The following is a 24783-nucleotide window of genomic DNA, read 5'->3' as shown; positions in this document are numbered from 1 at the left end:
GGGGGGTCAATCAAGCCAACTCTGGGTACGGCGTCGCTTCAGGAGGAAAAGAAAAAAAGGGCCCCCAAGCAGGGCGGTGATGACACCTACCGGGATTTCAACGGCCAGGATGGTTCTTGCCAGCGCATCGCAGGCGGCCAGAAAAACCCCGCCGCCAATGGCGGCGGCGGGAATCAAGCGCCGGTGATCGGCCCCCACCAGGTTTCGCATGATGTGAGGGACAATCAAACCCACGAAGCCGATCAGCCCGGCGACCCCTACGGCCGCCGAGGCCACTAAGGTAGCCAGAAGCAGGGCGGTGATAATGGTAACCTTGACCTGGATGCCGAGGTGATGGGCCATGTGGTGGCCGAGAGTGAGGGCATTCAGTTCCCGAGACATTGCCCATAGGCCAAAACATCCGGTAACCACAACCACTCCAATGAGCATCAGGACGTTATTGGAACTGACTTCCAGATTTCCCAGCATCCACCAGAGAATGCTGTGCATTCCCTCGATGGACGATACAGAGACCATGAACATCAGGAGACTGGAGCAGACGGCGCTGACAATGACTCCGCTCAGAATCAATCCGTAGATGGACGGTGAATCCCCATTGCGTGACAAGGCATAAACAAGTGCCAGCGTGATGACGGCCATTACAAAAGCGCAAAGGGGAAGGACGTAGGCTCCCGCTGCCGCTATGCCCGTAACAATGGCGATGGCCGCGCCCAGACCTGCACCGCTGCTGACGCCCAGAATATAGGGCTCGGCCAGGGGATTGCGCAAAATGGCTTGAAAGACAACACCGGCACAGGACAACGCCGCCCCGATAATCAGCCCGCATAGCACCCGCGTCAAGCGGAGCATGAGTATTTCGCGATCCGTATTCAGATCCGGCATGCCAATGCCAGAAGGCCCCATCATGACGCAGAGCGTCAGAATAAACGGGGTCAATGCCATCATCAGCCAGAAATTTCTACTGTTTCGCATGAATTTGATTTTTAATTACTTCAAAGCCCTGCATCACGCGCGGGCCGGGTCGTAAGGCAACATTGTTATCAAACCCGTCATATACCCGTCCATCTCGGACTGCTTTAATGTGGCTCCAACCGGGCTGTCGGATGATGGTTTGACTGACAGGAGTACTGCTCGCCATAAAAAAACAAAAAATAATATCCGGATCATGAGCTAACACCCATTCGGATGAGGCTTGGAAATAGTCCCTGTTGATTTCGTCACCGATGTTTTGGCCGCCTGCCAATGCGATAAGGTCTGAGACAAATGATTTACTGCCGGCCGCATAAAAGGGGTCATGCCAGATTAACACCAGAATGCGGGGTCGATTTATGAAGGTTGTCGCCTGTTCACGGGCCGTCTGAATTTGGGAGATGAGGCTAGCCGCAAGGGCTTTAGCTTGAGGTTCCCTATGAATTAGTTGTCCAACGTGAATTATGGCAGGGGGAATATCTGTAAGGCGTTCACATGCAATGTGAACGGGATGGAGCCCCACACGGGTCATTTTACTGTCCATCATCGGGTCAGCTACATCTGTATAGAGCACCTGATCGGGCCGGAGCGATACGATACGTTCCAGCGAAGGGACACCAAAGTCACCGATGACCGGAACATTGCTCACGGCTGCAGGAGGATAATCGCAGGCTGAACTCCGTCCGATCAATTGGTTAGTTCCACCCAGGGCATAAACTATTTCGGTAATACTGGGGGCCAGAGAAATAATGCGGGGCGTGGAGGCCGAAGGTGGGGGCAGTGGGGCAGGTCTACAGCCGGATAACAGTAATGCGAAACACGTGAAATACGCGAATGAGCAGTCACTTTTCATAAATGACTTTCCGTGTCTTCAATTACAATCAGATGGATCCGTGCACCAAGGTCGGAGGGATATCCGCTAATGCCAATTTTCCCGGGGTCATAAGGCATTTCGGAAGAAATCTTGTAGATTCCTGTGGGCGATCCGCCGGGCGAACCATCGGGGCGGGCGAGAATACCAGATACCCTCGTAAACTCGTTGCTGATGGTTAGCGCCAAGCCAGGGCCTGACCAGGGTGGTGTGATTTTCAGTATTTGCCTCGGAAGCCCATCATCACGTGAGGCCGCAGCCTCGATCGTGATACGGACAGAGCGCCCGACTTGCGGGATGGGGCCGATTATTCCAGAGCCCTCCCGGCTCCAGCGGGCTGGAAGCAGGGCGTTTGTCGTCTGAATTTGGCTTCCTCGCCCCCAGGGGCCGCGCAATGCTAAGGGCCCATCATCCAGAATCTTGCGAACGACGAGGCCAGCGGAATTGGTAACGGGGACACCTTTTAGGATATCTATATCCATCACATATTTGCGGCATTCTGCTGGGAGCGCCGTTTTACTGACAATACGATCAAAACTTACTGTCTGATGCCCCAGACTTTGGAACACTACTCCGTCCTCAAGTCCTGGGTTACTGTAGGCTGTCACCCATAACACTTCCTCCTGTCCAGCGCGCTCGGTCAGCCATTGGGATAGTTTGGGATGTGCCACATAGCCAAATTCACTCAGCCCGATAACCCGCATTTTGCCGGAGGCGGCAAATGGTACGCTATAGGGATAGTAATCAAAAAAAGTGAGCCGTTGACCAATGTCACGGGAGAGTGATGCCACCCACTTGGTGGCACCTTTTTCGTGGCGGGCAAGATACGGGGCCGGCCATTGAATAAAGTTGAACAGGCCGACAATCAGCAATCCTCCCGAAAGGAGGGTTGCTGGGATATGTCCCGCTCTAGCTGCGAATAGGCGGCATGCCGTTGCCAGTGGGGGGGCGAGAGCTATGATCAAAAGTAACGTAAAGGGAATGAACCTACGTTGACTCCAGAGTCCCATGGGTTCAAAGCCCTTTAAGTAAAAGAAGAAAGGTGACAGAAACACTGCCAGCAGAAGTAAGGCACGGGAACGGGGATGCTCTTTGATGAAGAATGTGGAAAGCAGACCGGCCAGCAGAATGGAGCCATAACCCCAGCGGACACCGTCCCAATATTCAGCAAGTCCTGACATTATCAGTGTTTTACCATGCCATATTGACGAAGGCAGAGCAAAGGGGCAAAGGGCTAATAGAAGCAGTATCAGAATAAGTGCAGGGTGAGACAGGATTCGTTTAACCGCAAGGGTAATTCGATTTTTAAGTGAAGTTGGCCCCAATACCAGTGTCCCTACACCCACAACGAAGATCACCACGAACAGGCCTAAAAACCGAAGTAGGGCTTCCTTTGAAAGCCGTTCAGAGAAGTCGTTGAAATTAAAAAAATTGCCATAGGGCTGGCACCCCCAAACGGTCATGGCCCACCACGGGGCCAGTCCGATCGCAAATCCGATAAGGCTTAAGAAAATTCCTTTTCTGGATATTGAGGGGTCAATCAGGATCATGATGAGGGCGGGCAGGGCAAGGATGATGGCGACGGGATGAAAGCACACGGCGAGTCCGATGGCCAGTGGGGAGAATATTCTAAAAAGGCGTGAATGAGCGGAGAGCGTAATGCCTAATAAAACCATGATGACAAGCCCTGCCGCGACGGCTTCGGCATAATACCCACGGAAGAGGTAGGCGGGTAAAGGCGTTCCAATCAACAATACGACGCCGACAAGCAGTCCATACTTATTTCCCAGAGCCGCGCCAGTGCAAAGGATAAGCGCAAAGATCAGTAGGCCCATGAGCGGGACGAAATAATCGCCGCCCAGGGAGCCGCTCAGCACATCAAGCCCGACAGCCGCCATGGGGAGAAAAGGATAGAAATAGGGTTGAATGGAGCCGGTAATAAACGAGGTGATCTGAAATGAACGATCCCGTGTGTCTCTGCCCCATTTCCTGTATTCCAGCAATACGGTCCGGCGGAGCGGTTCGGGGATTTCAAGTAAAGTCCGGTCTGTGTCGTGAAGTTGACGGCCCTCCATAAAGGCATGAGCCATCAATCGGTAACAGGATGTATCGAGCCCGGTAAAAGTGTCCTCATGAGGGCGAAGTAACAGAAACCCGGCGGCCATAATAGAGAGCGCCAGAAGGATGTGGGTGATGAGGGAGTTGCCTCGGAGTCGCTCGCGTAGTGCCAGGAAAATGGAGGCACTTATGCCTCCGGCAATTACGATAACCAGCAGAAACCAGAATACGCTTAATGTCGTCATCCGTATCCCGCCGTGGCAATAAAGGCCGCAAAGGTCAGTAGGCCCGTTTCAATCACTTCGTTGGAAGCCCCAAGAAGATCACCCGTGACACCACCAAAGTGACGATGCATCCAGAATTTCAAGAAAAGTGCAAAGATCAAGCCCTGCAAAAGCAGAAGCAGTCCGGCTAATCCTGATGCGGCGAAACAAAACACAACTGCGGCGAGGAGCGCCAGAAGGAGATGATAGTGACGCGCTTCCTGCACGAAGGCTGCCGCTTTGCCGCCCTCCTGCCTGGCGTAAGGAAGTGAGGTGGCTAGAAAGACTTGTGCGGTACGTGATACGATAAAGGGAACCAAGGCGAGCGACCATTGACTCAGGGCGGCAAGATGGCTGAGGGCAACGGTTTTCAGGAGAAGGTCCCCGACAATCGCCATAACGCCAAACGCCCCCATGTGCGGATCCTTCATGATCTCCAGTCGTCGTTCCCGTGTGCGGCTCGCGCCCAGGGCATCCATGACATCCGCCAGACCGTCGACATGCAGCCCACGGGTGATCCAAACGGCCACAATCATGGCAATCACACCAGCTCCTGCGATCCAACCGGTTAGACTAGCCACATAAAGCGTAAGAACTACGAGCGCACCAATGAGAACCCCTATGGCCGGGAAGAAGGGAAGGGCACTCGCCAAATTGGCAGAATCCTTCCCGGGAATAGGAAGAAGGGTCAATGTTCGTATGGCTGTGACAAGTGGACGCATTTCCGAATCCTATCACGCCAATCACGGAACAAAAGCCGAAAATCGGAGAATTCCAATTTGATATTTCTAATCTGACTAATCTAGCAAGGGAGTATTATGGCGCGCTTTATTACTGAACATGCCGGTTTCGGCAAGTATCAAACGATTATCCTGCGTGACACCAAGACTGGTTCTGAAGCCCAAATTGCGTGTTTCGGGGGCTAACCTTCTGGCATATCGCGTACCCGTGAAAGGCAGGCTTTTCGATGTCACTGACGGGTTTCAGACACCTGACGAACTGGAGGCTGGCAAAGGCGGGCTGGAGGTCACAATTTCGGGGAAGAATGTGGGTGATGCCTCCGCCTTTTTCGGCTGTGGCTGGCATCCTTACTTCCGAGCCAGTGAGGACGGAATCGAAAAACTCCGGTTGGTCATTCCTAGTAAAGGCCGGATTGCTGTTGGAGACCGACTGCTACCCCTTGCGGGCGCTGCCGCCTTCGTCGACATGGAGAGCGCGCCTGATCTTGATTTCCGACCCAATCGCCCCAATGCCGGGAATGTGATTGCTGGTCGTGTACTGGACGGTGCGTATCGCGAACTTATTGCTGACAGCGATGGGTTGGCTCGCAGCTATATTGAAAACCCCGAGACCGGCCTGCGGGTATCAGTTTTTCAGGAACGTGGGCTGATGCACATTTATACCGGAGATGGCGTTCCTGAACGTAAACGGGTTTCGGTGGCATTGGAGCCTGTTGAATTTATGACTAACGCGATCAACCGCCCCGAATGCGCAAAGGATATTGTGCTGGCCCCCGGTACGGAGCGAAAATTCCACTTTGGTATCGAGGCGGGTTTATGATTCGTCACACAGTGGTATTCAAGCTCAAGCACCCCTCCGGATCACAACCAGAACACGACTTTCTTCAAGCCGCCCGGATCCTCGCCACCATTCCAACGGTCAGGAATTTTGAGGCCCTCCGGCAGACGAGCAGGAAGAACAATTATGACTTCGGATTTTCCATGGAGTTTTCATCCTCACAGGATTACCAGATCTATCCCATCTTCCTTCACAATCATCCGAAGTTCATGCCCCATCTGCTTGGGGGTTTGTTGCGGATGCCCCTCTTCAAGCAACTTATCAAACCGCTTCTTCTCTGGTTTCCCAGCCTCACGTATGGCGAAACGGCCGCTTTGATCCGTATCTTTTTTTGCTTTCATCCATGCTGATGTGACCAAAAAGACGCCTCAGAGGTAAGGAATATTTTCAATTGTTTGCTATCAACGACTTACAGCGCCAAAGCAGAAGACCCTGGAGAAGGTGGGCGCCGTGCGATGATAAATTGACATTATGACGTCATAACGCTATGTTGGCATAAGAGAAAAGGGGAACAAACATGAGCGTCGCAGTCAAACGGGCAACAGTGTATTTCGACTCATCGCTTCACCGCGTGTTGCGGCTGAAATCCGTCGAAACATCGCGAAGCGTGTCTGAATTGGTCAATGAGGCCGTATCAACAGCTCTTCACGAAGATCTCGATGATTTGGAGATCTTTCGCAAACGGGCGAATGAACCTACTATTTCGTTGGAGTCTGCCCTCAAGGAGCTGAAGCGAGATGGGAAAATATAGAATTGAGTTTAAGAAAAGTGTTCTAAAGGATTTTGACTCACTCCCCAAGAAAGACCTTCAGCGCATCCTCGTGGCAATTGAGTCGCTGGTTGATGATCCGCGTCCGCCTCAATCCAAGAAGCTCTCAGGGATGGATCAGTACCGCCTCAGGCAAGGCAACTATCGGATTCTTTACTCAATCAAAGATGACTTGCTGATTGTATTTGTAGTCGCAGTCGGACATCGCAAGGAAATCTACAGATAGCCGATCAGGGCAGGAAGATAGTGTAAAATGAGAAATCTTTTGACTGCTAACCTTACACTTGCAAACCGCATCACCATTGGGCGGCTGTTGCTCATCCCTGTCTACATTTTGGTAACTCTCTATTATATACAGAGCGTCAATGAGCATCACCCGGAAGAAATGTTCCGCTGGTTCGCCCTCATGTTGTATGTCATTACCTGCCTTACAGATGCGCTGGATGGTTATTTTGCTAGGTCTCGTAATGAGATTACACGTCTCGGAACGTTGCTCGATCCCCTGGCCGACAAGACGTTACTCATTTCCTCTCTGATTCTTTTGACTGGCCCCTGGGGACAACAGTGTTTTAACCCGCATCTTCCCCTTTGGTATGTGTTTTTGGTCATCAGCCGCGATGTGTTTCTGGTTATAGGGGCCGTTGTCATTCATGTCGCCGTGGGTCATACTGAAGTCAAGCCCCGCCTCTCTGGCAAGATCGCCACCTTTTTTCAGATGATCCTGATCCTATGGGTCCTGGGCCAGGCGTCAATTGCTGGTTTCCCGTGGCTACTTTGGTCCGCGGCCGGTTTCACCTTGGTCGCTGCCTATCAGTACATTGCGGATGGTATCCGCCAACTCGAGAAAGCCCATGCCCACAAGTAGGGGGTGACCATTTTGAGGCTGTTGATCCCTTCATCAGGAAACGCCTGATTACTTATTCAGGCATCCCCCTAAGGGAATCCGTACAAAGGCGCTAAACACACCCATCAGCACCGCGACGCCAGCCGTGGCTAGAAATACGGAGGAGTGGCCATAGCGAATCCACATCAGTCCGCCAAGAGCGGGGATGGACATCGATACGGCGTGGTTGATTGAGATGCCGAGCGAGAGTGTTGGTGCCAAATGATCTTTCTGTAGCACGATCTTAGACAGGTATGTATCTCGCGCCATGTTCACGCCGAACAGCAGGTTGTCGGCCACGAAGCACGCATAGAGTAGTCCCAGGGCAGCCGTGTGACTCGACAGGCAGTGGGCGAACCCATAGCCCAGACAGACCAACAGAATGAGGAATGAGTCTGTCAGTAAGACCGCACGTTCGCCATACCGGTCGATCGCACGGCCGAGCATCGGTTGAAATACTACGCCCAGAATGGCGGCGGCGATCCAGAGCTGGGCGAAGATCCAGGCCGGTTGATGAAATATGCGGATAAGAACCCACGGGCCGAATGTAATGAATACCTGTTTGCGGGCGCCAAAGAGAAGCGCCAATGTATAGTAGAGCCAGTAATGGTTGTTCCAAATATACTTTGGCCGTTGAAGATGTGCGTTGGGCAGGCGCATGGAAAATAGAAAAACAGAGGCGGCGACTGATGCGAGGCCGGCCAACACGAAGATTAGTCGATAACTTGCCTGCAGCCAGCGCATGGTTATCCATACGATCAAACAGCCGACGATGCTGGCCGCTATAGCCGTGGCGGAAATTTGCCCCAGACGCCGACCACGTTGGGTTGAAGTGGCGAGTTCCATGGCAATGGACGATCGGACTGGCATCATAAGATGGGCACCGGTGCTCCAAATGGTCAGGAATACGAGCATGCCAGCCCAATGAGGCCCGATAAAAGCCAATCCGAGTAGCCCGAGTCCGACAGCCAAGGCCGAGAATCCCGCGATTCGGGTCTCGGCGAGAAAGAACAGAATGCCAGCGAACAGTGCCGTCAGGAAACCGGGAAGTTCACGGGGGAATTCGAGTATACCGCGGGCATCGGCCCCGAGGTTAAACGTGTCGCTGACGTAGTTGTTGAACGTGGTTTCCATCATGCCGCCACTGACCCCCAGAAGAGCCATGCCGGCCAGGAACAAAAACAGGTTTCGCTCCAGCCCACGGCAGCGTGTAAGAAGTTGAGTAATCATGATCGCGAAAGATTACCCCAACGCACTAAAAGATTCAAACAGGTTGATCCCCTGAGTCGATGCAGCCCTTTTCGTAGGCGGCTAGGGCAGTTTCGTAGTCGTTGTCGGTTGAAGTGACTGCGTCAGAAGCGCCAGCTTGGGCGGCCATGAAGAGATCGCGGGCAGCCCTGTAGGCCTTGGTGGCACTTTCGTAGGCTCGGGTGGCATCATCATACGCTGCTGTAGCAGCGTTGTAGATTGAGGTCGCATCCGCGAAAGCCGAAGCGGCTGATTTGTGATTTTCCATCATCGATGGACGTTCAGCTTCATTCATAATTTCCCCCGTTTCATGCCTATGCCTGCATTCTACTATTGGCACTTTTAGCTGTCCAGCATTAGATCTTTAAAATTGCGCGCTTATTAGTCTGATATCTGGTATTCTGCGGTAGAGAAATCGGAGAATCAAGTTGATGCAATATAAGATACCAGAGCAGTTGAGTGAATTTCAGCGCGGGATGTACCTGCATTTATGTGAGTGGAAGAGCCGGAACATAACTCCCTTGCCGGGCAGTTTTGGCGGAAAAATGTATGATGTTATTTTGCCTGGAAAATTGCAGCAGGCCCTGCCGCATCTCTATGATCCAGTGCGGGCACGGTTCCGGGAACATCAGAATAAGTTTCACTTTAAGACGCATAAGTTTGCGGGGCACATGGCAAGTTCACAAATAGCCTCTGCCAATCTTTTCTTGCCGCTAATGGAAACACCACTGCTCGCAGCTCAAATTCTGAGGGAAGTGAAGCCGGATTTAAAATCTATTGCGGTTGAGGAATTTGACAGGGGACTCCGCATGGAATTTGGTGATGAAGGGGCCAATCGTCTGGGGGATCAGGGGGCCCAGGGGGCGACTGATGCGGATATCGCTATTGCCTATCGCAACCATGATGATGATCTTTGTTTGTGGCTGATTACCCATAAATTAACGGAGAATGATTTCACTGCCTGTGGTGGATATCGCAATCCTGCTAATCAGCACAAAGATGATTGTGATCGCAATGCAGCCGCCCGGCAGGGGCGGGAAAATTGCTTTCTCCATTCCGCAAAAAGGTTCAATTATTGGAGTATTACGTTGAAAAACAAAGATATGTTTCCTCCTGAGAACCTGCAGAAAGATAAGGCATGTCCGTTCAGAGGCGGGATGAATCAGCTGTGGCGCACCCAGTTGCTGGCGACAGCCATCGAGACGGATCCGAACGGCCGTTATAAAAAAGCGTTTTTTTCTGTTGTGCATCATCCCGGGAATACCAGTTTGTTGCCAGCCATGCAGGCTTTTCATGATCTGCTCGGGCAAAAGGATTGTTTCTCCTGGTTCTCGTCTGACCAGTTACTCAATGCAGCGCAAATGAGTGACAATGGTGACCTCAAAACCTGGGCTAAATGGTATCAGGAACTTTATTACTGGTAGTCGAGAAAGCAGTGTGGGGAGTATTTGGTGATTGATTTACATACTCATTCGACATTTTCTGATGGCAGCATGACTCCGGAGGAGTTGGTTGAACTCGCCGCGAAAGCGGGACTCACCGCCATCGCTTTAACAGATCATGATGGCATGATGGGAATTGATCGTTTCATGGCGGCCTGTGAACTGCAGGGGCTGCGAGGGATTCCCGGCGTGGAGATTAGTATTGAGCTGTCAGGCGGAACCATGCACATACTCGGGTATTTTATCGATCAACATAATCCTCGGATTATTGAAGCCTTGGCACGGTTACGACGGGGCCGAGAGACACGTAATCAATTCATCCTTGAACGTCTCAATAGTTTGGGACTGCCGTTGTCCTGGGAAGAAGTCTCCAGTCTGGCCAAGGAGGATGTTGTCGGACGCCCTCATTTTGCCCAGGCCATGATTGCCAAGGGGTATGTGAAGAAAAAAGATGAGGCCTTTGATAATTATCTTGGCAAGGGGAAACCGGCCTACGTCGAACGGGATCGTTTTACGATCGAGGAAAGCATCGGCCTGATCCGGGGGGCAGGGGGAGTCCCCGTATTGGCTCATCCTTGCACCCTCAATATGGGACGCAGGAGATTACGGGAGTTTCTGGCGGAATTGGCCGCAAAAGGATTGCAGGGGATCGAAGCTTATTATTCTGAGCACAGCCATGAACAACATCGTTTCTGCTTGAATATGGCGCGTGACTTGGGCTGGGTGGTCACCGGGGGCTCGGATTTTCATGGTGCCATGAACCCTCATATTCATCTTGGCATCGGCTTTGGATCCCTTGATATACCTGATGAATTAGTGGATCTGCTTTATGAGCGACGACCCAAAGATTGATGGACTTTATATCCATGTTCCTTTTTGCGATGGAAAATGCCACTACTGTGCTTTCTATTCCGTTCCTTATTGTCGCGACCTCGCAACAGCATGGCTCGCGGCAATAAGGAAAGAGCGGGATCAGGCGCTTGAGCGCTATGGCCCCTTGCCACTGACCTCCATCTTTATGGGTGGAGGAACACCGAGTATGTTGCCTATCGATCAGTTGGAACAACTTTTCAAGATTCTGAGTTCCTTCTTAACAACGCAACAACGCAACACCCTAACACCGCATCTCACTCCGGCGGAGCTTGAATGGACCAGTGAGGCCAATCCCGGTTCGCTCACCTTCGAGACGCTGGCCTTGATGAAAGCTTTTGGGGTTAACCGTATCAGTCTAGGCGTTCAGGCCATGACTGATCCCGTGTTGCGTCAGCTTGGGCGGCGGCATTCTGTCGCTGACATCTATGCCGCCGTAAATGCTATTCATGCGTCCGGAATTACCAACTGGGGATTAGATCTCATTGCCTGCATTCCCGGCGTGAGTCGGGACGCCTGGCAAAAAACACTTAAGGCCACCCTGAGTATGGATCCCAAACATATTTCAGTTTATGCGTTGACCCGCGAAGAGGGAACTCGGCTTCATCAGGATTGTGAGACTGGCGCCACTTGCCTGATGGAGGACGAGGAACAACTCCGGATGCTGGATGTGGCCGAGGCCACGTTGGAAGCGGCTGGTATCATGCGCTACGAAATCTCCAACTATGCCCGTCCCGGCTTCGAATGTCGCCATAACCTGTCCTGTTGGCGCGGGGGAAATTATCTTGGTCTCGGCTGTGCCGCTGCATCAAGGGTGGGAAACGAACGTTGGACCCATGGCGCCGATATTAAAACTTATTGTGCGGGAATATCCAATCAGGACCGCGAAACATTATCGCCACTTACTGATGCTGTCGAGCGGCTTGTATTTGGGATGAGGATGGCGGAAGGAGTCGATCTTGAGGAGATCCTGGCGACGACCGGCATGGGTCAGTCGGAACAAGGGTCGGTATGGCGGCAATCTTTGCGGCGGTTGGAGCGGGAGCATCTTGTGGCACAACCGGCCGGTCGCTGGCGACTTACGGCCAAGGGCCGGGCAATGGCAGATTACGTGGCGGTTGAATTGATGCCATGAGTATGGTATGGTCATAGTATGAAGAAGCATGCCTTATGGGAAGCGAGTCTGTTTGAGTTGATCCGTCGTACCTCGGTAGATTTGCCTGCCGATGTGGAGCAAGCACTTCGCCGGTCTTATAAAAATGAAAAAAAAGACAGTCGGGCTCGCTGGGTTCTGGATACAATCCTCGAAAATGTGCAAAAGGCGCGCGACAATGATGCGCCGCTTTGTCAGGATACGGGGAGTTTGATCTTCTATTTTCAGGTCCCTCTTGGATTTGACACCAACTTCCTGGTTGCCGCCACACGGATGGCGGTCGCGCGAGCCACACGACTGGGTTATCTTCGTCAGAATACCATTGACTCCCTGACCGGTGAATCCTGCGCCACCAATGTGGCTCATGGGGCACCAATATTCTATTTTGAGCAATGTGCCCGTACGACAGTAGATGTTCGGCTGCTTATGAAGGGTGGGGGATGCGAGAATGTTGGCCACCAATATAGCCTCCCCAATGCAGAATTGAATGCGGGGCGAGATCTTGACGGTGTGCGTCGTTGTATTCTGGATGCTGTTGTTTCAGCCCAGGGAAATGGCTGCGCGCCTGGCATTTTGGGCGTTTGCATTGGGGGCGATCGCGCTACGGGCTATGAATGTTCAAAAGCACAGTTTCTTCGAAAAATTGATGATCGGTCCCCGGTTAAAGTCCTGGGGCGGTTAGAAGAGCGCATTCTGAAAGAGTCGAAACAATTGATGATCGGCCCGATGGGGTTTGGTGGTAGCACCGCCTTGCTCGGGGTCAAGATCGGGGCATTGAGTCGCTTGCCTGCCTCCTTTTTTGTCACGATCTCATATATGTGCTGGGCGTTTCGCCGGCGTGGTGTTTTGCTTTCCGCCCGGGGAGGATTCAAAAAATGGCATTAACTCGCAGACTTTCTTATCCCTTTTCCGCAGAACAGATTGCCCCTTTGCAGGCTGGCCAATTTGTCCTTTTGAGTGGGGAGCTTTTTACGGCGCGTGACCGGATGCATAAATACCTTTTTGAGGGCGGGGAAAGCCCTGTGGATCTCAAGGATGGAGCTTTATATCATTGCGGGCCCGTGGTGATCCGGAAGGAAAGCAAGTGGGTGGTTCGTGCGGCAGGACCGACAACCTCGATTCGGGAGGAGCCTTATCTGCCCCGCATCATCAACGAACATGGCGTGCGGGTGGTAATCGGGAAGGGCTCCATGGGAAAAACCACGGAACAAGCCTGTTTGGATGGTGGATGCGTTTATCTCCATGCCGTTGGTGGCGCCGCTCAGGTATTGGCAGATCGGGTGATCGCGGTCAAAGAAGTGTATTTTGGCTCAGAGTTCGGTCCTGCAGAGGCTATGTGGGTGCTGGATGTAAAGGATTTCCCCGCGATTGTCGCGATTGATTCCCGTGGTAAAAATCTGATGAAAACAGTTCAGGCCACTTCCCGCAAGATATGGCAAAAGCTTGTGGCTTCTGAGCGATTTGAAGCGTGAGGGCGAACATGCGAATATTATTTATGGGTTCTGCTGGGTTCGCTTGCCCGTGTCTTGAAACACTGTTACGGAATAATCAGGATGAAGTCGTAGGGGTGGTTACCCAGCCGGATCGACCTAAAGGGCGGAATCTGCAGCTGTCATCCTGCCCGGTAAAAACGTATCTGGGTTCGCACCAAATTCCGGTGCTTTCCCCGGAAAAAATCAACACCAGCGAAAGTTTGGCAGCCATACGCACGTTACACCCTGATCTTATGGTCGTTGTGGCATATGGACAATTGCTCAAATCCGCGCTACTTGAGATGGCACCACTGGGCATCATCAATGTGCATGGATCACTTCTTCCAAAATATCGTGGGGCAGCGCCCATTCAATGGGCCGTGGCTAACGGGGATACTATCTCAGGTGTTACGACGATGTATCTCAATGAACGAATGGATGCCGGGGACATGATCTTGAAGCGTGAACTGCCTATCGACCCCGCCGACACCGGCGGCAGTTATCATGATAAGTTGGCCTTGGTGGGAGCCGAATTACTGAATGATACCGTGGATCTTATCCGGCAAGGGCGTGCCCCGCGCGAGGTGCAGAATGAAAACGAGGCGACCGTGGCACCCAAGCTGAAGAAAAGCGATGGCCGAATTGATTGGACGCTTCCAGCCGATATAATCCGTGCCCAGGTTCAAGGGTTCAATCCCTGGCCAGGTTCCTTCTGCGTTATTCCTGCCGATGGTGGGAAAATCGTTAAGGTTCTCACCGTTCGCGCGGAGGCTGGAACCGGTATCCCCGGGACACTAATAGCGTTAGGCGGTGAGGGGCCCCTCATTCAGGCGGGCCATGGCCGGGCCCTTCGACTACTTGAAGTCCAGCCTGAAGGCCGAAAGCCTATGTCTGGTACCGCTTTTCTTTGCGGACATGCATTGCAAGTGGGAATGCGGGCAGGCTAATCCCCGTTCGTGATTTTGTTTTATTGCGTTCGTATGGAAGGAGCGGTTAGAATGCAATAAAGGTTACGGTCAATTCATGCAACTAACTTATCGTCTTAGGCTATTTGTTCTCTGGCCACTCGTGCTTGCGACACTTTTCCTTGCAATCTCACCCTTGTGTGAGGCGCAAACGCAAACCATCCATGTCGTCATGGATAACAATTACCCACCCTATGTTTTTCAAAATAATCACGGCAAGCTTCAGGGGATTTTGATTGACCAATGGCAGTTGTGGGAACAAAAAACTGGAACAAAAGTTGAAATTCATGCCATGGACTGGGGGAAGGCCCTCAGCGCTATGCGAGCTGGAGAATTCGATGTTATCGATACGGTATTCATGACTCAGGATCGTTCCGTTTGGCTCGATTTTACACGCCCCTATGCCCGGCTTGAAGTTCCTATTTTTTTCATCAATGCCATTTCCGGGATTACTGATGCCTCCTCGCTTAAAGGCTTCTCTGTGGCCGTTAAAACCGGCGATGCGGCGGTCGATATTCTCAAGAGCAACGGGGTTAACAATCTGATGCTTTTCGATAGCTATGAGGCAGTCATCCTGGCAGCCAAAGAGCATAAAGTTACCGTGTTTGTGGTTGACGCCCCCCCGGGGCATTATTTTCTTAACAAACTTGGAATCCAGAATCAGTTCAAGCAGTCCGTGCCACTGAACGTTGGTCATTTTCATCGTGCAGTAAAAAAGGGGAATCAAGAACTCTTAAAAATGGTTGAAGAGGGCTTCGCAAAGATTTCGAAAGAAGAGTATGAGAAAATTCATACAAAATGGTGTGGCTCATCGGTGGAGGATCGTCGTTTACTCCGGTTCTTTTTAATGATTTCAGGGAGCTTGTCTTCGCTGATGTTGCTCCTTTTTGTTTGGAATCGTGTCCTGCGTAAGAGGGTTACAATTCGAACAGCTGAGTTAAAGGCCAGTGTAGAGGCTTTGAGAAGTTTGTCCATTCGTCAGGAAGCTATTCTTGCAGCCGTCCCCGATATCATCATGGAGGTAAACATCAATAAGGTCTACACCTGGGCCAATCCCGCTGGTTTGGATTTTTTCGGGGAGGATGTTATTGGCAAAGAAGCAGCGCATTTTTTCGAAGACGAGCAGGATACCTACCAGACAATCCAACCACTATTCGGGGGGAAAGAACAAGTAATCTATATTGAGAGTTGGCAGAGGCGTAAAGATGGCGAGAAACGACTTCTGGCATGGTGGTGCGAGGAATTGAGATCTGATCAGGGTATCGTCAAAGGCGCCATTTCGACTGCGCGAGATATCACGGACCGAATACGGGAGGAAGCTGAACTTCAGAAAATTCAGAATCTCACGAGTGTGGGAACGCTTGCGGGGGGGATCGCTCATGATTTCAATAATATTTTGATGGGATTATACGGGAATATCTCTTTGGCGCGAAATGAGCTTTCAAAAGATCATCCTGGCTTCAAGCCCCTGGAAGATGCGGAAAGATCGATGGGCCGGGCCATACGGTTGACCAAACAACTTCTCACTTTTGCTAAAGGCGGAGAACCTATCAGAGAAAATTTTAGTTTAGGGCTTCTCGTTGAGGAAGTCGCTGAATTTGACCTTTCTGGTAGCAACGTCATACTCTTGTGTAACACGGCGGCTGACCTATGGTTGGCTAATGCCGACAAAGGCCAGATTCAGCAGGTCATCTCTAATCTAACACTTAATGCCCGCCAGGCTATGCCCAACGGTGGTCATCTGTTTATCAACGTGGAAAACAGAAAACTGCCACCAGACGCAATTCCCGGCCTCCCTCAAGGCAACTATGTGAAAATTACGGTAAGGGATGAGGGTACAGGTATTGCCCCTCAGACTCTTCCCCGAATATTCGATCCCTATTTTTCCACAAAACAAACAGGCCATGGACTGGGACTAGCCACGGCCTATTCTATTATCAATAAACACAACGGCTACATCGGGGTTGAGTCGGAACTGGGAAAAGGCACAACCTTTACGATATATTTACCTACTCCTGCGGCACCTCAACTATCGTCAACTAAATCAGTTGATGTGGTCCCTCAGATTTTGAAATCTTCTCCAAAAATCCTCGTTCTGGACGATGATGAGTATATTCTTGCGGTGATTCCTCGCTGGCTCAAAAAATATGACTGTTCCGTTGAGACCACACTGGATGGGCTGCAGGCAATCGAGATGTATAAACGATCCCTGAGCAATGGCCCCCCATTTGATGTGGTCATTCTAGACCTTACTATCCCCGGCGGGATTGGCGGACAAGAAGTGGTGAAGCAAATTTTAACCCTCGATCCGGGTGCTAAGGCCATTGTGTCAAGCGGTTACGCTGAAGGCTCGATTATGTCGAATTACTATCTGTACGGATTTAAAGGAGTACTTACGAAGCCCTACACACAATTTCAGTTATACGCGGTATTGAATGGGGTTTTGAATTGATTTGTTATGGTACAGACTGAATCACAATGTCAGGATCGTCGGGCCGGGCTTTGATATCCACGTCATCCGTGTCGGCGTAAGATTGCCAATGCAATACGGCGGCCTATTTCGCGATAACTTTTTTGAGTAAGAACCGTATCTGCCACATGGGAATAGGGGATCTTGAGTCTCAGGGTCGGCACGCCCATTTCGGCACGCATATAGCCCGCAAAATCCTGCGTTTCTCCAAAAGAGGGGATCGTCAAGTGTTTGAACTCAGGAGCGGCAAATTCCGCCTGTAGCTCATTTTGAATGACGTTACACCACTTGATTTCCTCGGCGGCCTGCGGCTCAGTTGGCGCTTTCGATACCAGGGCGTAAACCCCATCCCGATCACAGGCTCCGGGGGCATGAAAATCCAAAGCTAAAATCGGGCGGCACCGTGCTTTCCAGCGTTCTACATCCTGTCGGATCACTCGCGATTCATGACGGACAGGGGGGGCACCCCATGCACAATTTAGGTCGAACAGGTCTCCGGATTTGCCGTAATGCCCGTTCACTACGCCATCAATATCCGCAAGAGGGACTGCCCAGATGACATAGGCTCCCTTACGTACCTGTGCCCAGTGCCGCAGAAAGCCGTCAAGAACCCAGGATCCTGGCGTTTCTCCCGCGTGCTGCCGGGCCATGATGTAGATTCCCGGCTGAGTGCCGCCCAGTGTGCCGGGGGCATTATGCAGGCGGAGAATACGGCGCCCTCCCTGGCTGAGGCCAATAGGCACAGCCTGCCAGTAGTCCTTTGAACGATCGAGCATGGCTTCAACATCGGATAGCCCATAGGGAATGCAGAATGCAATCATAACCGACGGTGAAGGATAAGGGATCGTCCACGAGATTTGGCGGCGGCCGTCAGGGGTTCGCGTTTCCTCACCTTGTTTGAGACGCGTCCACGTTTGGCCTGGCACAAGGCAGACAGGGATACAGTCCGGCGACTCAGAAATACCCGGCACAGTATCGATATACGTCCAGGTTAAGCGCACCTTGGTTTGGGTGGCTGGATCAGGATCGGTTTCCTCCAGCCGGAAGTGAAACCACATCGCCTGGGCGCCCCCACATGGATCAGAGGCGAATCGCACCTCGGGAATCTGTCCGCCCGTTAGGATTTCGATATCAGCGGCATTGCCGCCAGAAAAATGAGAAGTGGCTTTGAGACTCATAAATGGCCTTATAGCATGAAACGGACACAAACCGGAGTGCCGATTTTGATCACCTCGGTGGTCGGTTCCAGCATTCCTGTTTCTTGATTAATGCGGAAGACGATTACGGTATTGGCGTCTTGATTGGCAACCAAACAGAACTGCCCTGTCGGGTCAATATTGAAATTTCTCGGAGTTTTGATGCCGGTGTTCTGGAAGCCAATCAGCGTCAGCGTCCCATTTTTCGGGTGGATGTTATAAATGGCAATGGAGTCGTGTCCGCGATTCGAGCCGTAAAGAAATTTACCATTGGGGTGAACTCTCACTTCGGCACAAATACTCGTCCCTGAATACCCCTTTGGCAGCGTGGGGATGGTTTGTATCTCCGCAAGGTTTCCGGATTTTGCCTCATGCGCAAAGACGATGATGGTATTGTCAAGCTCGTTGATCAGGTAGGCGAACTTCCCGGCAGGGTCGAAAGACAAATGACGGGGGCCAGCTCCGGGCTTAATTTTAATCTCAGCAGGTTCACCAGACAGCATTCGACTGAATTGGGCCTCTAGCGTATAAATCATGATTTTGTCGATACCGAGATCTGCAACATAGGCAAACCGGCTATCAGGACTGAGATTAACACTATGGACATGTGGTTCCTGCTGTCGCTGGTGATTTACGCTTGAACCTGTGTGCTGAATCACGCTGACCGCTTCTGACAGTGAACCGTCATTATTGATCGGAATGGAGGCCACGCTTCCGCCCCCGTAGTTGGCAACGAGCAGGGTTCGTCCGTCCCTGGAAATGCAGAGGTGGCAGGGGCCTTTGCCGCCGGTAGCGGCTTTATTGATCAATTTAAGTTTTTTTGACTCAGACTCAATCTTGAAGGAGCTAACGGCTCCAGGATCCCGTTCGGATACCGCATAAAGAAACTTGGAATTGGGATGTATTTCAATAAATGTCGGACTGGGTGTCACACAAGAAAGGTCTGGTGCGGAAAGCCTTCCAGTTTTAAGGTAGAATGTGGCGTGATAAATGCCTTCAGCAGAATTTGGCTTGGTATAGGTTCCAAAATAAACGTCTATGGATTGGGCTGTTAATGCCTGCAAGGAAAGCAATGATGATGTCATGATAACTGTTCCTGAAAGATAATTTCCGCGTACGGGAAAGGAAGATGTCAAAAAAATGAAAGGATCGCAATCATGTTCCCGTATCCGAAGTGCCTCGAAATAGACAATTGACATAACTCGTGGTATTTTATTCGGAAATTAACATAATGTTAATGTTTATGATGAGGAGTTTGTTATTCAGATTTTTACTCAGTTTTACAGGAGATTACTACGAAGAGCAGCCACGGCTTCACTGGTTTCGTTTTTGATCAGTTGCCTCTGTCTTACGCTCCTGTATTTTGGCGGTGCTGAAGCACTTACCCGGGAAGTACAGCGAAGTCTTATTCAGTTGGCCAAAACGGCAGCGGTTTTTGTGGATGGGGATATTCATAAAACCCTCATCTCCCCCGAACAGGAAAAGAGTCCTGCTTATCTTCAGGCCGTTCTGCCTTTGAAGAGAATATTGGCGGCTCATCCTGAAATCCGTTTTCTCTATACCATGATCCTGCGCGACGGAAAGCCTTACTTCATCCTGGATGCCACTTCACCAGAGGACTCGGATCATGACGGTATTAAGGACCATTCTTCGATTATGGAGCCCTTTGACACACCTGCGCCCGCCCTTGTGGAGGCCCTGAGAACTGGGACGACAGGGGTTGATTCCGAACCTATCAAAGACCTGTGGGGAACTTTTCTGAGCGGATATGCGCCTATTCATGATTCCAGCGGACACTGTGTGGGAATTGTGGGAGTGGATTTGAAACTTCAAGAGTACAGCGAGCGCCTCTCGGGCATGAGGCGGTCCCTGCTGCTGGGTATTATGGCTGCCCTCGGTCTTGCCATGCTCAACGGACTGGGCGTCTGGTGGTTTGGTCGGCGAGTCCTGTGGGCTGAAAAGGATCACAGGAATGCCAGTGAAGCCTTGCAAATTAGTGAGGATCATTGTCGAACGCTGGCCCGGGACTACAGAATGCTGTTTGAACAAATGGTAAATGGCTTTGCCCTCCACGAAATGATTTTTGATGCCGAGGGGAAACCCGTTGATTACAGGTTTCTTGATGTGAATCCCGCTTTTGAAAAGCTAACAGGGTTAGTTGGATCAACTATTCTGGGCAGAACGGTGAAAGAAGTTTTACCCCAGACTGAGGCTTATTGGATCGAAGCCTATGGTAAGGTCGTTCTCACTGGCGTGCCCATTCATTATGAGAATTATTCTCAGGATCTTGATTGTTACTTCCAAGTGACGGCTTATCGTCCCGTGCCCGGCCAATTCGCCTGCATCATTGCCGATATTACTCAGTAAAAACATTTAGAAGCAGAGCGACTGAAGGAACAGGAGCAACTCCAGCACGTCCAAAAACTGGAGGGGTTAGGCTTGTTGGCTGGCGGGATTGCGCATGATTTCAACAATCTTCTTATGGCAATTCTCGGCAATACCGATCTGGCGATTGCGGATCTCCCCACAGGATCACCGCTTAAGCCAAATCTCTTTCAAATCAAACAAATATCTCTTCAGGCGGCTGAACTATGCAAGCAAATGCTTGCCTATTCGGGGAAAGGCAAATTCGTCGTGGAGGCCGTGTTTATTTCCCGTCTTATCAGTGATATATCGAAACTTATTGAAGTATCCGTCTCGAAAAAGGTTGCCCTTCATTATCAACTATCCGAAAAACTACCTGCTATTGAAGCGGATGCCACCCAGATAAGACAGGTAATTATGAATCTGGTCATCAACGCCTCGGAAGCGATCGGGGACATGAGTGGCTCTATCTCGCTCTCGACGGGGGTCATGTACTGTGATGAAAACTTCCTGCAGGGCGCTTATCACAGCGAGGCCTGTTCGCCAGGACAATATGTTTATCTGGAAGTGTCTGATTCCGGATGCGGGATGGATAACGAGACTCAATCCAGGATTTTTGACCCCTTCTACACTACAAAATTTACAGGCCGTGGGCTCGGGCTTGCTGCCGTGATGGGAATAGTAAGGGGCCATAAGGGGATGATTAAAATTATAAGTGAGCCCTGGAAAGGTTCAACGTTCACAGTGCTATTTCCCGCATCTGGAGCAATAGTAGCTGTTGAAATGCGAGGTCCTGCGGCCCCCGTCTGGCAAGGATCCGGGACGATCCTGCTGGCGGATGATGAAGAGTCGGTCCGGTCTGTGACCCGACGCATGCTGGAACGAATGGGCTTTAGCGTTCTTACTGCAACGAATGGAAAAGAAGCCGTACAAGTATTTGAAGAATCCAGCGATAAACTGGTTTGCGTACTTATGGATCTGACGATGCCTTACATGGATGGGGATGTGGCATTAAGCGAAATGCTCCGGATCCGAGCCGAAGTTCCAATCATTCTTTCGAGTGGCTACAATCCCCAGGAAATTGAAGCACGTGCTTTGGGGAAAGGCATGGCGGGCTTTCTTCAAAAGCCCTATCAACTGACAACCCTTTCTGAGACCATCCGGGCGGTTATTACGCCCCGTTCCTGACAGTTCGACTTCAATCATTGATTTCATTAGTACGATCTTTTACTTTCCTGCACATGACTACTTCAAACCTTATTCCAACCAGGCGGTTCGGACGAACCGAACTTGAGATGCCTGTACTGACTTGTGGTGGTATGCGATTCCAGCAGTCCTGGCAGGATACCGATGATATCACGACTGAAAATCAGAAAAATCTCGAGGCCACCGTCCAGAGGGCCTTCGCTCTCGGGCTTCGCCATATTGAGACGGCCCGCGGCTATGGTTCATCTGAGGTTCAGCTAGGACGTGCCATCAAAACTTTGCCCCGTAACCAGTTTATTCTCCAAACCAAGGTCGGGCCGGATGCCAACTCCGACATTTTTGCGGCACAGGTAGAGCTCTCACTCAAGCGACTGGGACAGGAACGTGTGGATCTGTTGGCCATCCACGGAATCAATAACCAGGAAATTCTCGAAATGGTTTTGCGCCGGGGCGGATGTCTGGATGTGGCGCGCCGGTTTCAGCGTGAGGGGCGGTGTGGCTTCATCGGATTTGCCACGCATGGACCGCCGGAAGTGACCGTGCGCGCTATCCAGACTGGTGAGTTTGATTACGTCAACTTGCACTGGTATTACGTTAACCCATTTACCTGGCCAGCCGTGCAGGCCGCTGCGGCCCAGGATATGGGGGTGCTCATCATCAGCCCCAACGACAAAGGCGGCAAACTCTATGCCCCGCCTCAAAAGCTTGTGGATTTATGCCAGCCCCTGTCCCCAATGACTTTTAATGTCCTCTACTGTCTTGCCCGACCGGAGGTCCACACGTTAAGTATCGGGGCGGCTCGTCCGTCGGATTACGACGAACATGTTCGTGCCATGTCCAGACTGGGTGATCAATCAATACCTGCTGCCATCGCCGCCAAACTGGATGCCGAGTTAGCTCGGGTGTGTGGGGCTGATTGGATGGCTCGCTGGCATGTGGGCTTACCCGAATGGGAAAAGGTCCCGAATCAAATCAATCTTCATGAGATCCTGCGCCTATGGAATTTTGCCCGTGGCTTGGATATGGCGGATTTTGCCAAGATGCGCTATAATTTGTTAGGGCAGGCAGGGCACTGGTTTCCGGGCCAAAACGCCGCCCATGCTGGTGAGCAGGACTTGTCAGAAGCCTTGAATTTGAGTCCCTTCGCCAGGCAAATTCCCGGCCTGCTAACCGACGCCCACAAAAGTCTCTTTGATCAACCCGTTCAACGGCTAAGCCAGTCGGAATAAGACGGTGAACCCCATCAAACCCGTTTATCTTCTCGCAGGAGGGCCACACTTCCGCCGTGAATCACGCGATCCGCTGATTTCAAAAATGCTTGGGGATACCGATCTTTGCAAACCGTCCGTTGCATATATCGGAGCTGCCAGCGGCGATGACCTCCATTTTTTCAAGGCAATCAAGAACCTTTTAGTGCAACACGGTGCGGGTCGGTATTGATCCATAAACGGTTTCAGGCCGGAGCCCTATTGGCTGGACTGTCGGCTGGCAGCATTCTGCTTGCTCAACAGTGGGTACGATGGCGTGACCCGATGGGGAGATCGGTTACGGGATCCCCGCCTCCATGGGACTCTGCATCCACTTTGACTACCGTATCGAGGAGATCGGGGGTAGGGTGCATCGATATGTTTTCAGAAACGGGCAGGTGGATTCGCTCTAGATCAGATTTATGCTTTCAAAATCGTCGAAAATAATGAAGATGGTTCCTTGGTTTTTAAAAAGTGAAGTTAATCAGATGATTCTGCTGGCTCGTGACGCAGCAGACCAATTTGCGAAATGCCGAGGGATTCCCACCATCTCCTTTTAACGTGTCAGTCCCTTGAAAGAGGAAAGGGGGAACGGGGCCGCTGTTGGCGTTGACTTGAATCTTTTCGTATGCCATATTGTGGGGCGATTTTTCCAACCTTTTACCGCGGAGTGTTATGACGCCTATTATCGAGAAGTTGCTGATTATTCAAGATCACGACCTGCGAATCTTGAAATTTGAAAAAGAATTGGCGGACATTCCGTTACGGAAGAAAGCCATTGATTCCATGCTTGATGAGCATCGGCAGGCCGTTACGGCTGCCAAGGAAGTCTTGAAGACCCGTCAGGCTGGCATCAAGAAATGTGAGCAGGAGATCGAAGCTTACCGCGACAAGATTCGCAAATACCGTGAGCAGCAGATGCAGCTCAAGAATAATCAGGAATTCCGCGCCATGGAGAACGAAATCACTGGTGTGGAAAAACTGATTCGGCAATGTGAAGACAAAATCCTTGAAATCATGGAGACCGTTGAGTCCGCCCAAGAGGATGTCAAACTGCGCGAGGATGCGCTTAAATTGGAAGAAAAGGGCGTCAGCCATGAATTTTCGACCATCGAAGGGCGGGGGAGTGAGATCAAAGGGGAACTCGATCGCGTGAAACAGCTCCGGGCTGGATACGCAGCGGATGTGGACCCGGTTCGCCTCGCTCAGTATGACCGTTTTTTTAAGAACAAAAAAGCAAAGGTTCTTGTTGCGGTGGAAGACAATGGTACTTGTGGAGGTTGTCACATGAAGCTGCCACCCTATATCTGCCATGATGCCAAAAAGCAAGCGGATGTTGTCGCCTGTGGTTATTGCGGGCGAATGTTGTATTGAGGTTGTCGAGGTTGTGATGTTGAAAGGCAGGGGGCGTTCGGTCGCTCCGGTTTTAGCGCAAGCGGATCGGGGAGGAAAGTCCGGACTCCATAGGGCAGAATGCCGGTGCTTAATAAGCCCGGGGGGCTCTTCTCAAAGGGAGTTCACGGAAAGTGCCACAGAGACTATACCGCCGCTGCAGACCTGAAAAGGAACGTTGCGGTAAGGGTGAAAAGGTGGTGTAAGAGACCACCGGGCGCGCAGAGATGAGCGTCGCATGGCAAACCCCATTCGGAGCAAGATCAAATAGGGAACCTGAGGTGGCCCGCCTCGTGTTGTCGCGAAAGCGGCACGCGGTTTCGGGTTGATCGCTTAGATAAATGACTGATCCCGTTCGCGGGAAACA

The 24783-nt window shown here is 51.4% G+C and carries 24 protein-coding genes, 1 other RNA gene and 1 pseudogene; 17 read left to right on the top strand and 9 right to left on the bottom strand.

Translation table 11 applies throughout. The annotated features are described in order from the left end of the window. Positions 1-6: 6 nt before the first annotated feature. Genes WCI03_05450 through cobS form a run of 4 tightly spaced genes read right to left on the bottom strand, consistent with a single transcriptional unit; the run spans position 7 to position 4883 of the window. A complete protein-coding gene (locus WCI03_05450) occupies positions 7-972 on the bottom strand; it encodes an iron ABC transporter permease (protein MEI8139297.1) in 966 nt (321 codons plus the stop codon). Then, positions 959-1822, bottom strand: a complete 864-nt coding sequence (locus tag WCI03_05445) for a helical backbone metal receptor (GenBank protein ID MEI8139296.1) — start codon at positions 1820-1822, stop codon at positions 959-961. Before WCI03_05445 ends, WCI03_05450 begins: the two co-directional genes overlap by 14 nt. Then, entirely contained in the window at positions 1819-4143 is a 2325-nt protein-coding gene (locus WCI03_05440) for a hypothetical protein (protein MEI8139295.1), read from the bottom strand. The genes WCI03_05445 and WCI03_05440 overlap by 4 nt, the downstream gene beginning before the upstream one ends. Beyond that, positions 4140-4883, bottom strand: coding sequence for an adenosylcobinamide-GDP ribazoletransferase (cobS, locus tag WCI03_05435; protein ID MEI8139294.1), 744 nt, complete (start codon positions 4881-4883; stop codon positions 4140-4142). The genes WCI03_05440 and cobS overlap by 4 nt, the downstream gene beginning before the upstream one ends. Positions 4884-5037: 154 nt before the next feature. On the opposite strand from cobS, the gene WCI03_05430 reads away from it, so the two are divergent. Further along, on the top strand, positions 5038-5721 hold the full coding sequence (locus tag WCI03_05430; GenBank protein MEI8139293.1) for a hypothetical protein: 684 nt from the start codon (positions 5038-5040) through the stop codon (positions 5719-5721). Then, positions 5718-5891, top strand: a pseudogene (locus tag WCI03_05425) (Dabb family protein). The gene WCI03_05430 and the pseudogene WCI03_05425 overlap by 4 nt, the downstream one beginning before the upstream one ends. Before the next feature lie 6 nt (positions 5892-5897). Here WCI03_05425 and WCI03_05420 read toward each other — a convergent pair. Then, positions 5898-6080 carry a hypothetical protein gene (locus WCI03_05420; protein ID MEI8139292.1) on the bottom strand — a complete coding sequence of 61 codons (183 nt, stop codon included), beginning with the start codon at positions 6078-6080 and terminating at the stop codon, positions 5898-5900. Between the two features lie 176 nt (positions 6081-6256). On the opposite strand from WCI03_05420, the gene WCI03_05415 reads away from it, so the two are divergent. Genes WCI03_05415 through WCI03_05405 form a run of 3 tightly spaced genes read left to right on the top strand, consistent with a single transcriptional unit; the run spans position 6257 to position 7373 of the window. Further along, complete coding sequence (locus WCI03_05415) at positions 6257-6490, top strand: CopG family transcriptional regulator (GenBank protein ID MEI8139291.1); 234 nt, start codon at positions 6257-6259, stop codon at positions 6488-6490. Then, positions 6477-6734 carry a type II toxin-antitoxin system RelE/ParE family toxin gene (locus WCI03_05410; GenBank protein MEI8139290.1) on the top strand — a complete coding sequence of 86 codons (258 nt, stop codon included), beginning with the start codon at positions 6477-6479 and terminating at the stop codon, positions 6732-6734. The genes WCI03_05415 and WCI03_05410 overlap by 14 nt, the downstream gene beginning before the upstream one ends. 27 nt (positions 6735-6761) lie before the next feature. Beyond that, positions 6762-7373 (top strand): CDP-alcohol phosphatidyltransferase family protein, encoded by a 612-nt coding sequence (locus WCI03_05405; protein MEI8139289.1) that lies wholly within the window; start codon positions 6762-6764, stop codon positions 7371-7373. 48 nt (positions 7374-7421) lie between these two features. On the opposite strand, the gene WCI03_05400 is transcribed toward WCI03_05405, so the two are convergent. Continuing rightward, on the bottom strand, positions 7422-8621 hold the full coding sequence (locus WCI03_05400; protein MEI8139288.1) for an MFS transporter: 1200 nt from the start codon (positions 8619-8621) through the stop codon (positions 7422-7424). Between the two features lie 34 nt (positions 8622-8655). After that, positions 8656-8910, bottom strand: a complete 255-nt coding sequence (locus WCI03_05395) for a hypothetical protein (protein MEI8139287.1) — start codon at positions 8908-8910, stop codon at positions 8656-8658. A gap of 160 nt (positions 8911-9070) precedes the next feature. Here WCI03_05395 and WCI03_05390 point away from each other — a divergent pair, with 160 nt between their 5' ends. The 7 genes from WCI03_05390 to WCI03_05360 all read left to right on the top strand — a co-directional run bounded on the left by WCI03_05390 (position 9071) and on the right by WCI03_05360 (position 16993). After that, a complete protein-coding gene (locus tag WCI03_05390; protein ID MEI8139286.1) occupies positions 9071-10063 on the top strand; it encodes a hypothetical protein in 993 nt (330 codons plus the stop codon). 27 nt (positions 10064-10090) lie between these two features. Then, the gene (locus WCI03_05385) at positions 10091-10933 is read left to right on the top strand and encodes a PHP domain-containing protein (protein ID MEI8139285.1); all 843 of its coding nucleotides are present in this window, start codon (positions 10091-10093) and stop codon (positions 10931-10933) included. After that, a complete protein-coding gene (gene hemW / locus WCI03_05380; GenBank protein MEI8139284.1) occupies positions 10911-12086 on the top strand; it encodes a radical SAM family heme chaperone HemW in 1176 nt (391 codons plus the stop codon). Before WCI03_05385 ends, hemW begins: the two co-directional genes overlap by 23 nt. 18 nt (positions 12087-12104) lie before the next feature. Next, on the top strand, positions 12105-12989 hold the full coding sequence (locus WCI03_05375) for a fumarate hydratase (GenBank protein MEI8139283.1): 885 nt from the start codon (positions 12105-12107) through the stop codon (positions 12987-12989). After that, positions 12980-13576: a FumA C-terminus/TtdB family hydratase beta subunit gene (locus tag WCI03_05370; GenBank protein ID MEI8139282.1), complete on the top strand. Its 597-nt coding sequence runs from the start codon at positions 12980-12982 to the stop codon at positions 13574-13576. Before WCI03_05375 ends, WCI03_05370 begins: the two co-directional genes overlap by 10 nt. An 8-nt stretch (positions 13577-13584) precedes the next feature. Further along, positions 13585-14523: a methionyl-tRNA formyltransferase gene (gene fmt / locus WCI03_05365; GenBank protein MEI8139281.1), complete on the top strand. Its 939-nt coding sequence runs from the start codon at positions 13585-13587 to the stop codon at positions 14521-14523. A 76-nt stretch (positions 14524-14599) separates the two neighbouring features. Next, positions 14600-16993: a transporter substrate-binding domain-containing protein gene (locus WCI03_05360; protein MEI8139280.1), complete on the top strand. Its 2394-nt coding sequence runs from the start codon at positions 14600-14602 to the stop codon at positions 16991-16993. A gap of 62 nt (positions 16994-17055) precedes the next feature. On the opposite strand, the gene WCI03_05355 is transcribed toward WCI03_05360, so the two are convergent. Further along, positions 17056-18189 carry a hypothetical protein gene (locus WCI03_05355; GenBank protein ID MEI8139279.1) on the bottom strand — a complete coding sequence of 378 codons (1134 nt, stop codon included), beginning with the start codon at positions 18187-18189 and terminating at the stop codon, positions 17056-17058. Positions 18190-18197: 8 nt separating this feature from the next. Continuing rightward, entirely contained in the window at positions 18198-19292 is a 1095-nt protein-coding gene (locus tag WCI03_05350) for a lactonase family protein (protein ID MEI8139278.1), read from the bottom strand. A gap of 244 nt (positions 19293-19536) precedes the next feature. Between WCI03_05350 and WCI03_05345 the strand changes: the two genes are divergently transcribed. The 5 genes from WCI03_05345 to rnpB form a co-directional block, all read left to right on the top strand. Continuing rightward, entirely contained in the window at positions 19537-20574 is a 1038-nt protein-coding gene (locus WCI03_05345; protein MEI8139277.1) for a PAS domain-containing protein, read from the top strand. Positions 20575-20688: 114 nt separating this feature from the next. Continuing rightward, the gene (locus WCI03_05340; protein MEI8139276.1) at positions 20689-21759 is read left to right on the top strand and encodes a response regulator; all 1071 of its coding nucleotides are present in this window, start codon (positions 20689-20691) and stop codon (positions 21757-21759) included. 53 nt (positions 21760-21812) lie between these two features. Beyond that, a complete protein-coding gene (locus tag WCI03_05335; protein MEI8139275.1) occupies positions 21813-23006 on the top strand; it encodes an aldo/keto reductase in 1194 nt (397 codons plus the stop codon). Positions 23007-23699: 693 nt separating this feature from the next. Then, positions 23700-24398: a C4-type zinc ribbon domain-containing protein gene (locus tag WCI03_05330; protein MEI8139274.1), complete on the top strand. Its 699-nt coding sequence runs from the start codon at positions 23700-23702 to the stop codon at positions 24396-24398. A 25-nt stretch (positions 24399-24423) separates the two neighbouring features. Further along, an RNA gene (rnpB, locus tag WCI03_05325) (RNase P RNA component class A) lies at positions 24424-24783 on the top strand; the annotation flags it as partial.

Source organism: bacterium (assembly GCA_037143175.1).
Lineage (GTDB): Bacteria > Verrucomicrobiota > Kiritimatiellia > CAIKKV01 > CAITUY01 > JAABPW01.
Note: the sequence above shows the minus strand (reverse complement) of the source record. Positions and strands in the feature narration are given on the sequence as shown.

What these genes read in the sequence shown, in the direction of transcription:
- WCI03_05415 (MEI8139291.1), top strand. Translation starts at nt 6,257, where the DNA reads ATGAGCGTCGCAGTCAAACGGGCAACAGTGTATTTCGACTCATCGCTT.
- WCI03_05360 (MEI8139280.1), top strand. Translation starts at nt 14,600, where the DNA reads ATGCAACTAACTTATCGTCTTAGGCTATTTGTTCTCTGGCCACTCGTG.
- WCI03_05335 (MEI8139275.1), top strand. Translation starts at nt 21,813, where the DNA reads ATGACTACTTCAAACCTTATTCCAACCAGGCGGTTCGGACGAACCGAA.
- cobS (MEI8139294.1), bottom strand. Translation starts at nt 4,883, where the DNA reads ATGCGTCCACTTGTCACAGCCATACGAACATTGACCCTTCTTCCTATT.
- WCI03_05450 (MEI8139297.1), bottom strand. Translation starts at nt 972, where the DNA reads ATGCGAAACAGTAGAAATTTCTGGCTGATGATGGCATTGACCCCGTTT.
- WCI03_05420 (MEI8139292.1), bottom strand. Translation starts at nt 6,080, where the DNA reads ATGAAAGCAAAAAAAGATACGGATCAAAGCGGCCGTTTCGCCATACGT.
- fmt (MEI8139281.1), top strand. Translation starts at nt 13,585, where the DNA reads ATGCGAATATTATTTATGGGTTCTGCTGGGTTCGCTTGCCCGTGTCTT.
- WCI03_05340 (MEI8139276.1), top strand. Translation starts at nt 20,689, where the DNA reads ATGGCAATTCTCGGCAATACCGATCTGGCGATTGCGGATCTCCCCACA.
- WCI03_05405 (MEI8139289.1), top strand. Translation starts at nt 6,762, where the DNA reads ATGAGAAATCTTTTGACTGCTAACCTTACACTTGCAAACCGCATCACC.
- WCI03_05390 (MEI8139286.1), top strand. Translation starts at nt 9,071, where the DNA reads ATGCAATATAAGATACCAGAGCAGTTGAGTGAATTTCAGCGCGGGATG.
- WCI03_05445 (MEI8139296.1), bottom strand. Translation starts at nt 1,822, where the DNA reads ATGAAAAGTGACTGCTCATTCGCGTATTTCACGTGTTTCGCATTACTG.
- WCI03_05370 (MEI8139282.1), top strand. Translation starts at nt 12,980, where the DNA reads ATGGCATTAACTCGCAGACTTTCTTATCCCTTTTCCGCAGAACAGATT.
- WCI03_05410 (MEI8139290.1), top strand. Translation starts at nt 6,477, where the DNA reads ATGGGAAAATATAGAATTGAGTTTAAGAAAAGTGTTCTAAAGGATTTT.
- WCI03_05375 (MEI8139283.1), top strand. Translation starts at nt 12,105, where the DNA reads ATGAAGAAGCATGCCTTATGGGAAGCGAGTCTGTTTGAGTTGATCCGT.
- WCI03_05440 (MEI8139295.1), bottom strand. Translation starts at nt 4,143, where the DNA reads ATGACGACATTAAGCGTATTCTGGTTTCTGCTGGTTATCGTAATTGCC.
- WCI03_05355 (MEI8139279.1), bottom strand. Translation starts at nt 18,189, where the DNA reads ATGAGTCTCAAAGCCACTTCTCATTTTTCTGGCGGCAATGCCGCTGAT.
- WCI03_05350 (MEI8139278.1), bottom strand. Translation starts at nt 19,292, where the DNA reads ATGACATCATCATTGCTTTCCTTGCAGGCATTAACAGCCCAATCCATA.
- hemW (MEI8139284.1), top strand. Translation starts at nt 10,911, where the DNA reads ATGAGCGACGACCCAAAGATTGATGGACTTTATATCCATGTTCCTTTT.
- WCI03_05400 (MEI8139288.1), bottom strand. Translation starts at nt 8,621, where the DNA reads ATGATTACTCAACTTCTTACACGCTGCCGTGGGCTGGAGCGAAACCTG.
- WCI03_05330 (MEI8139274.1), top strand. Translation starts at nt 23,700, where the DNA reads ATGACGCCTATTATCGAGAAGTTGCTGATTATTCAAGATCACGACCTG.
- WCI03_05395 (MEI8139287.1), bottom strand. Translation starts at nt 8,910, where the DNA reads ATGATGGAAAATCACAAATCAGCCGCTTCGGCTTTCGCGGATGCGACC.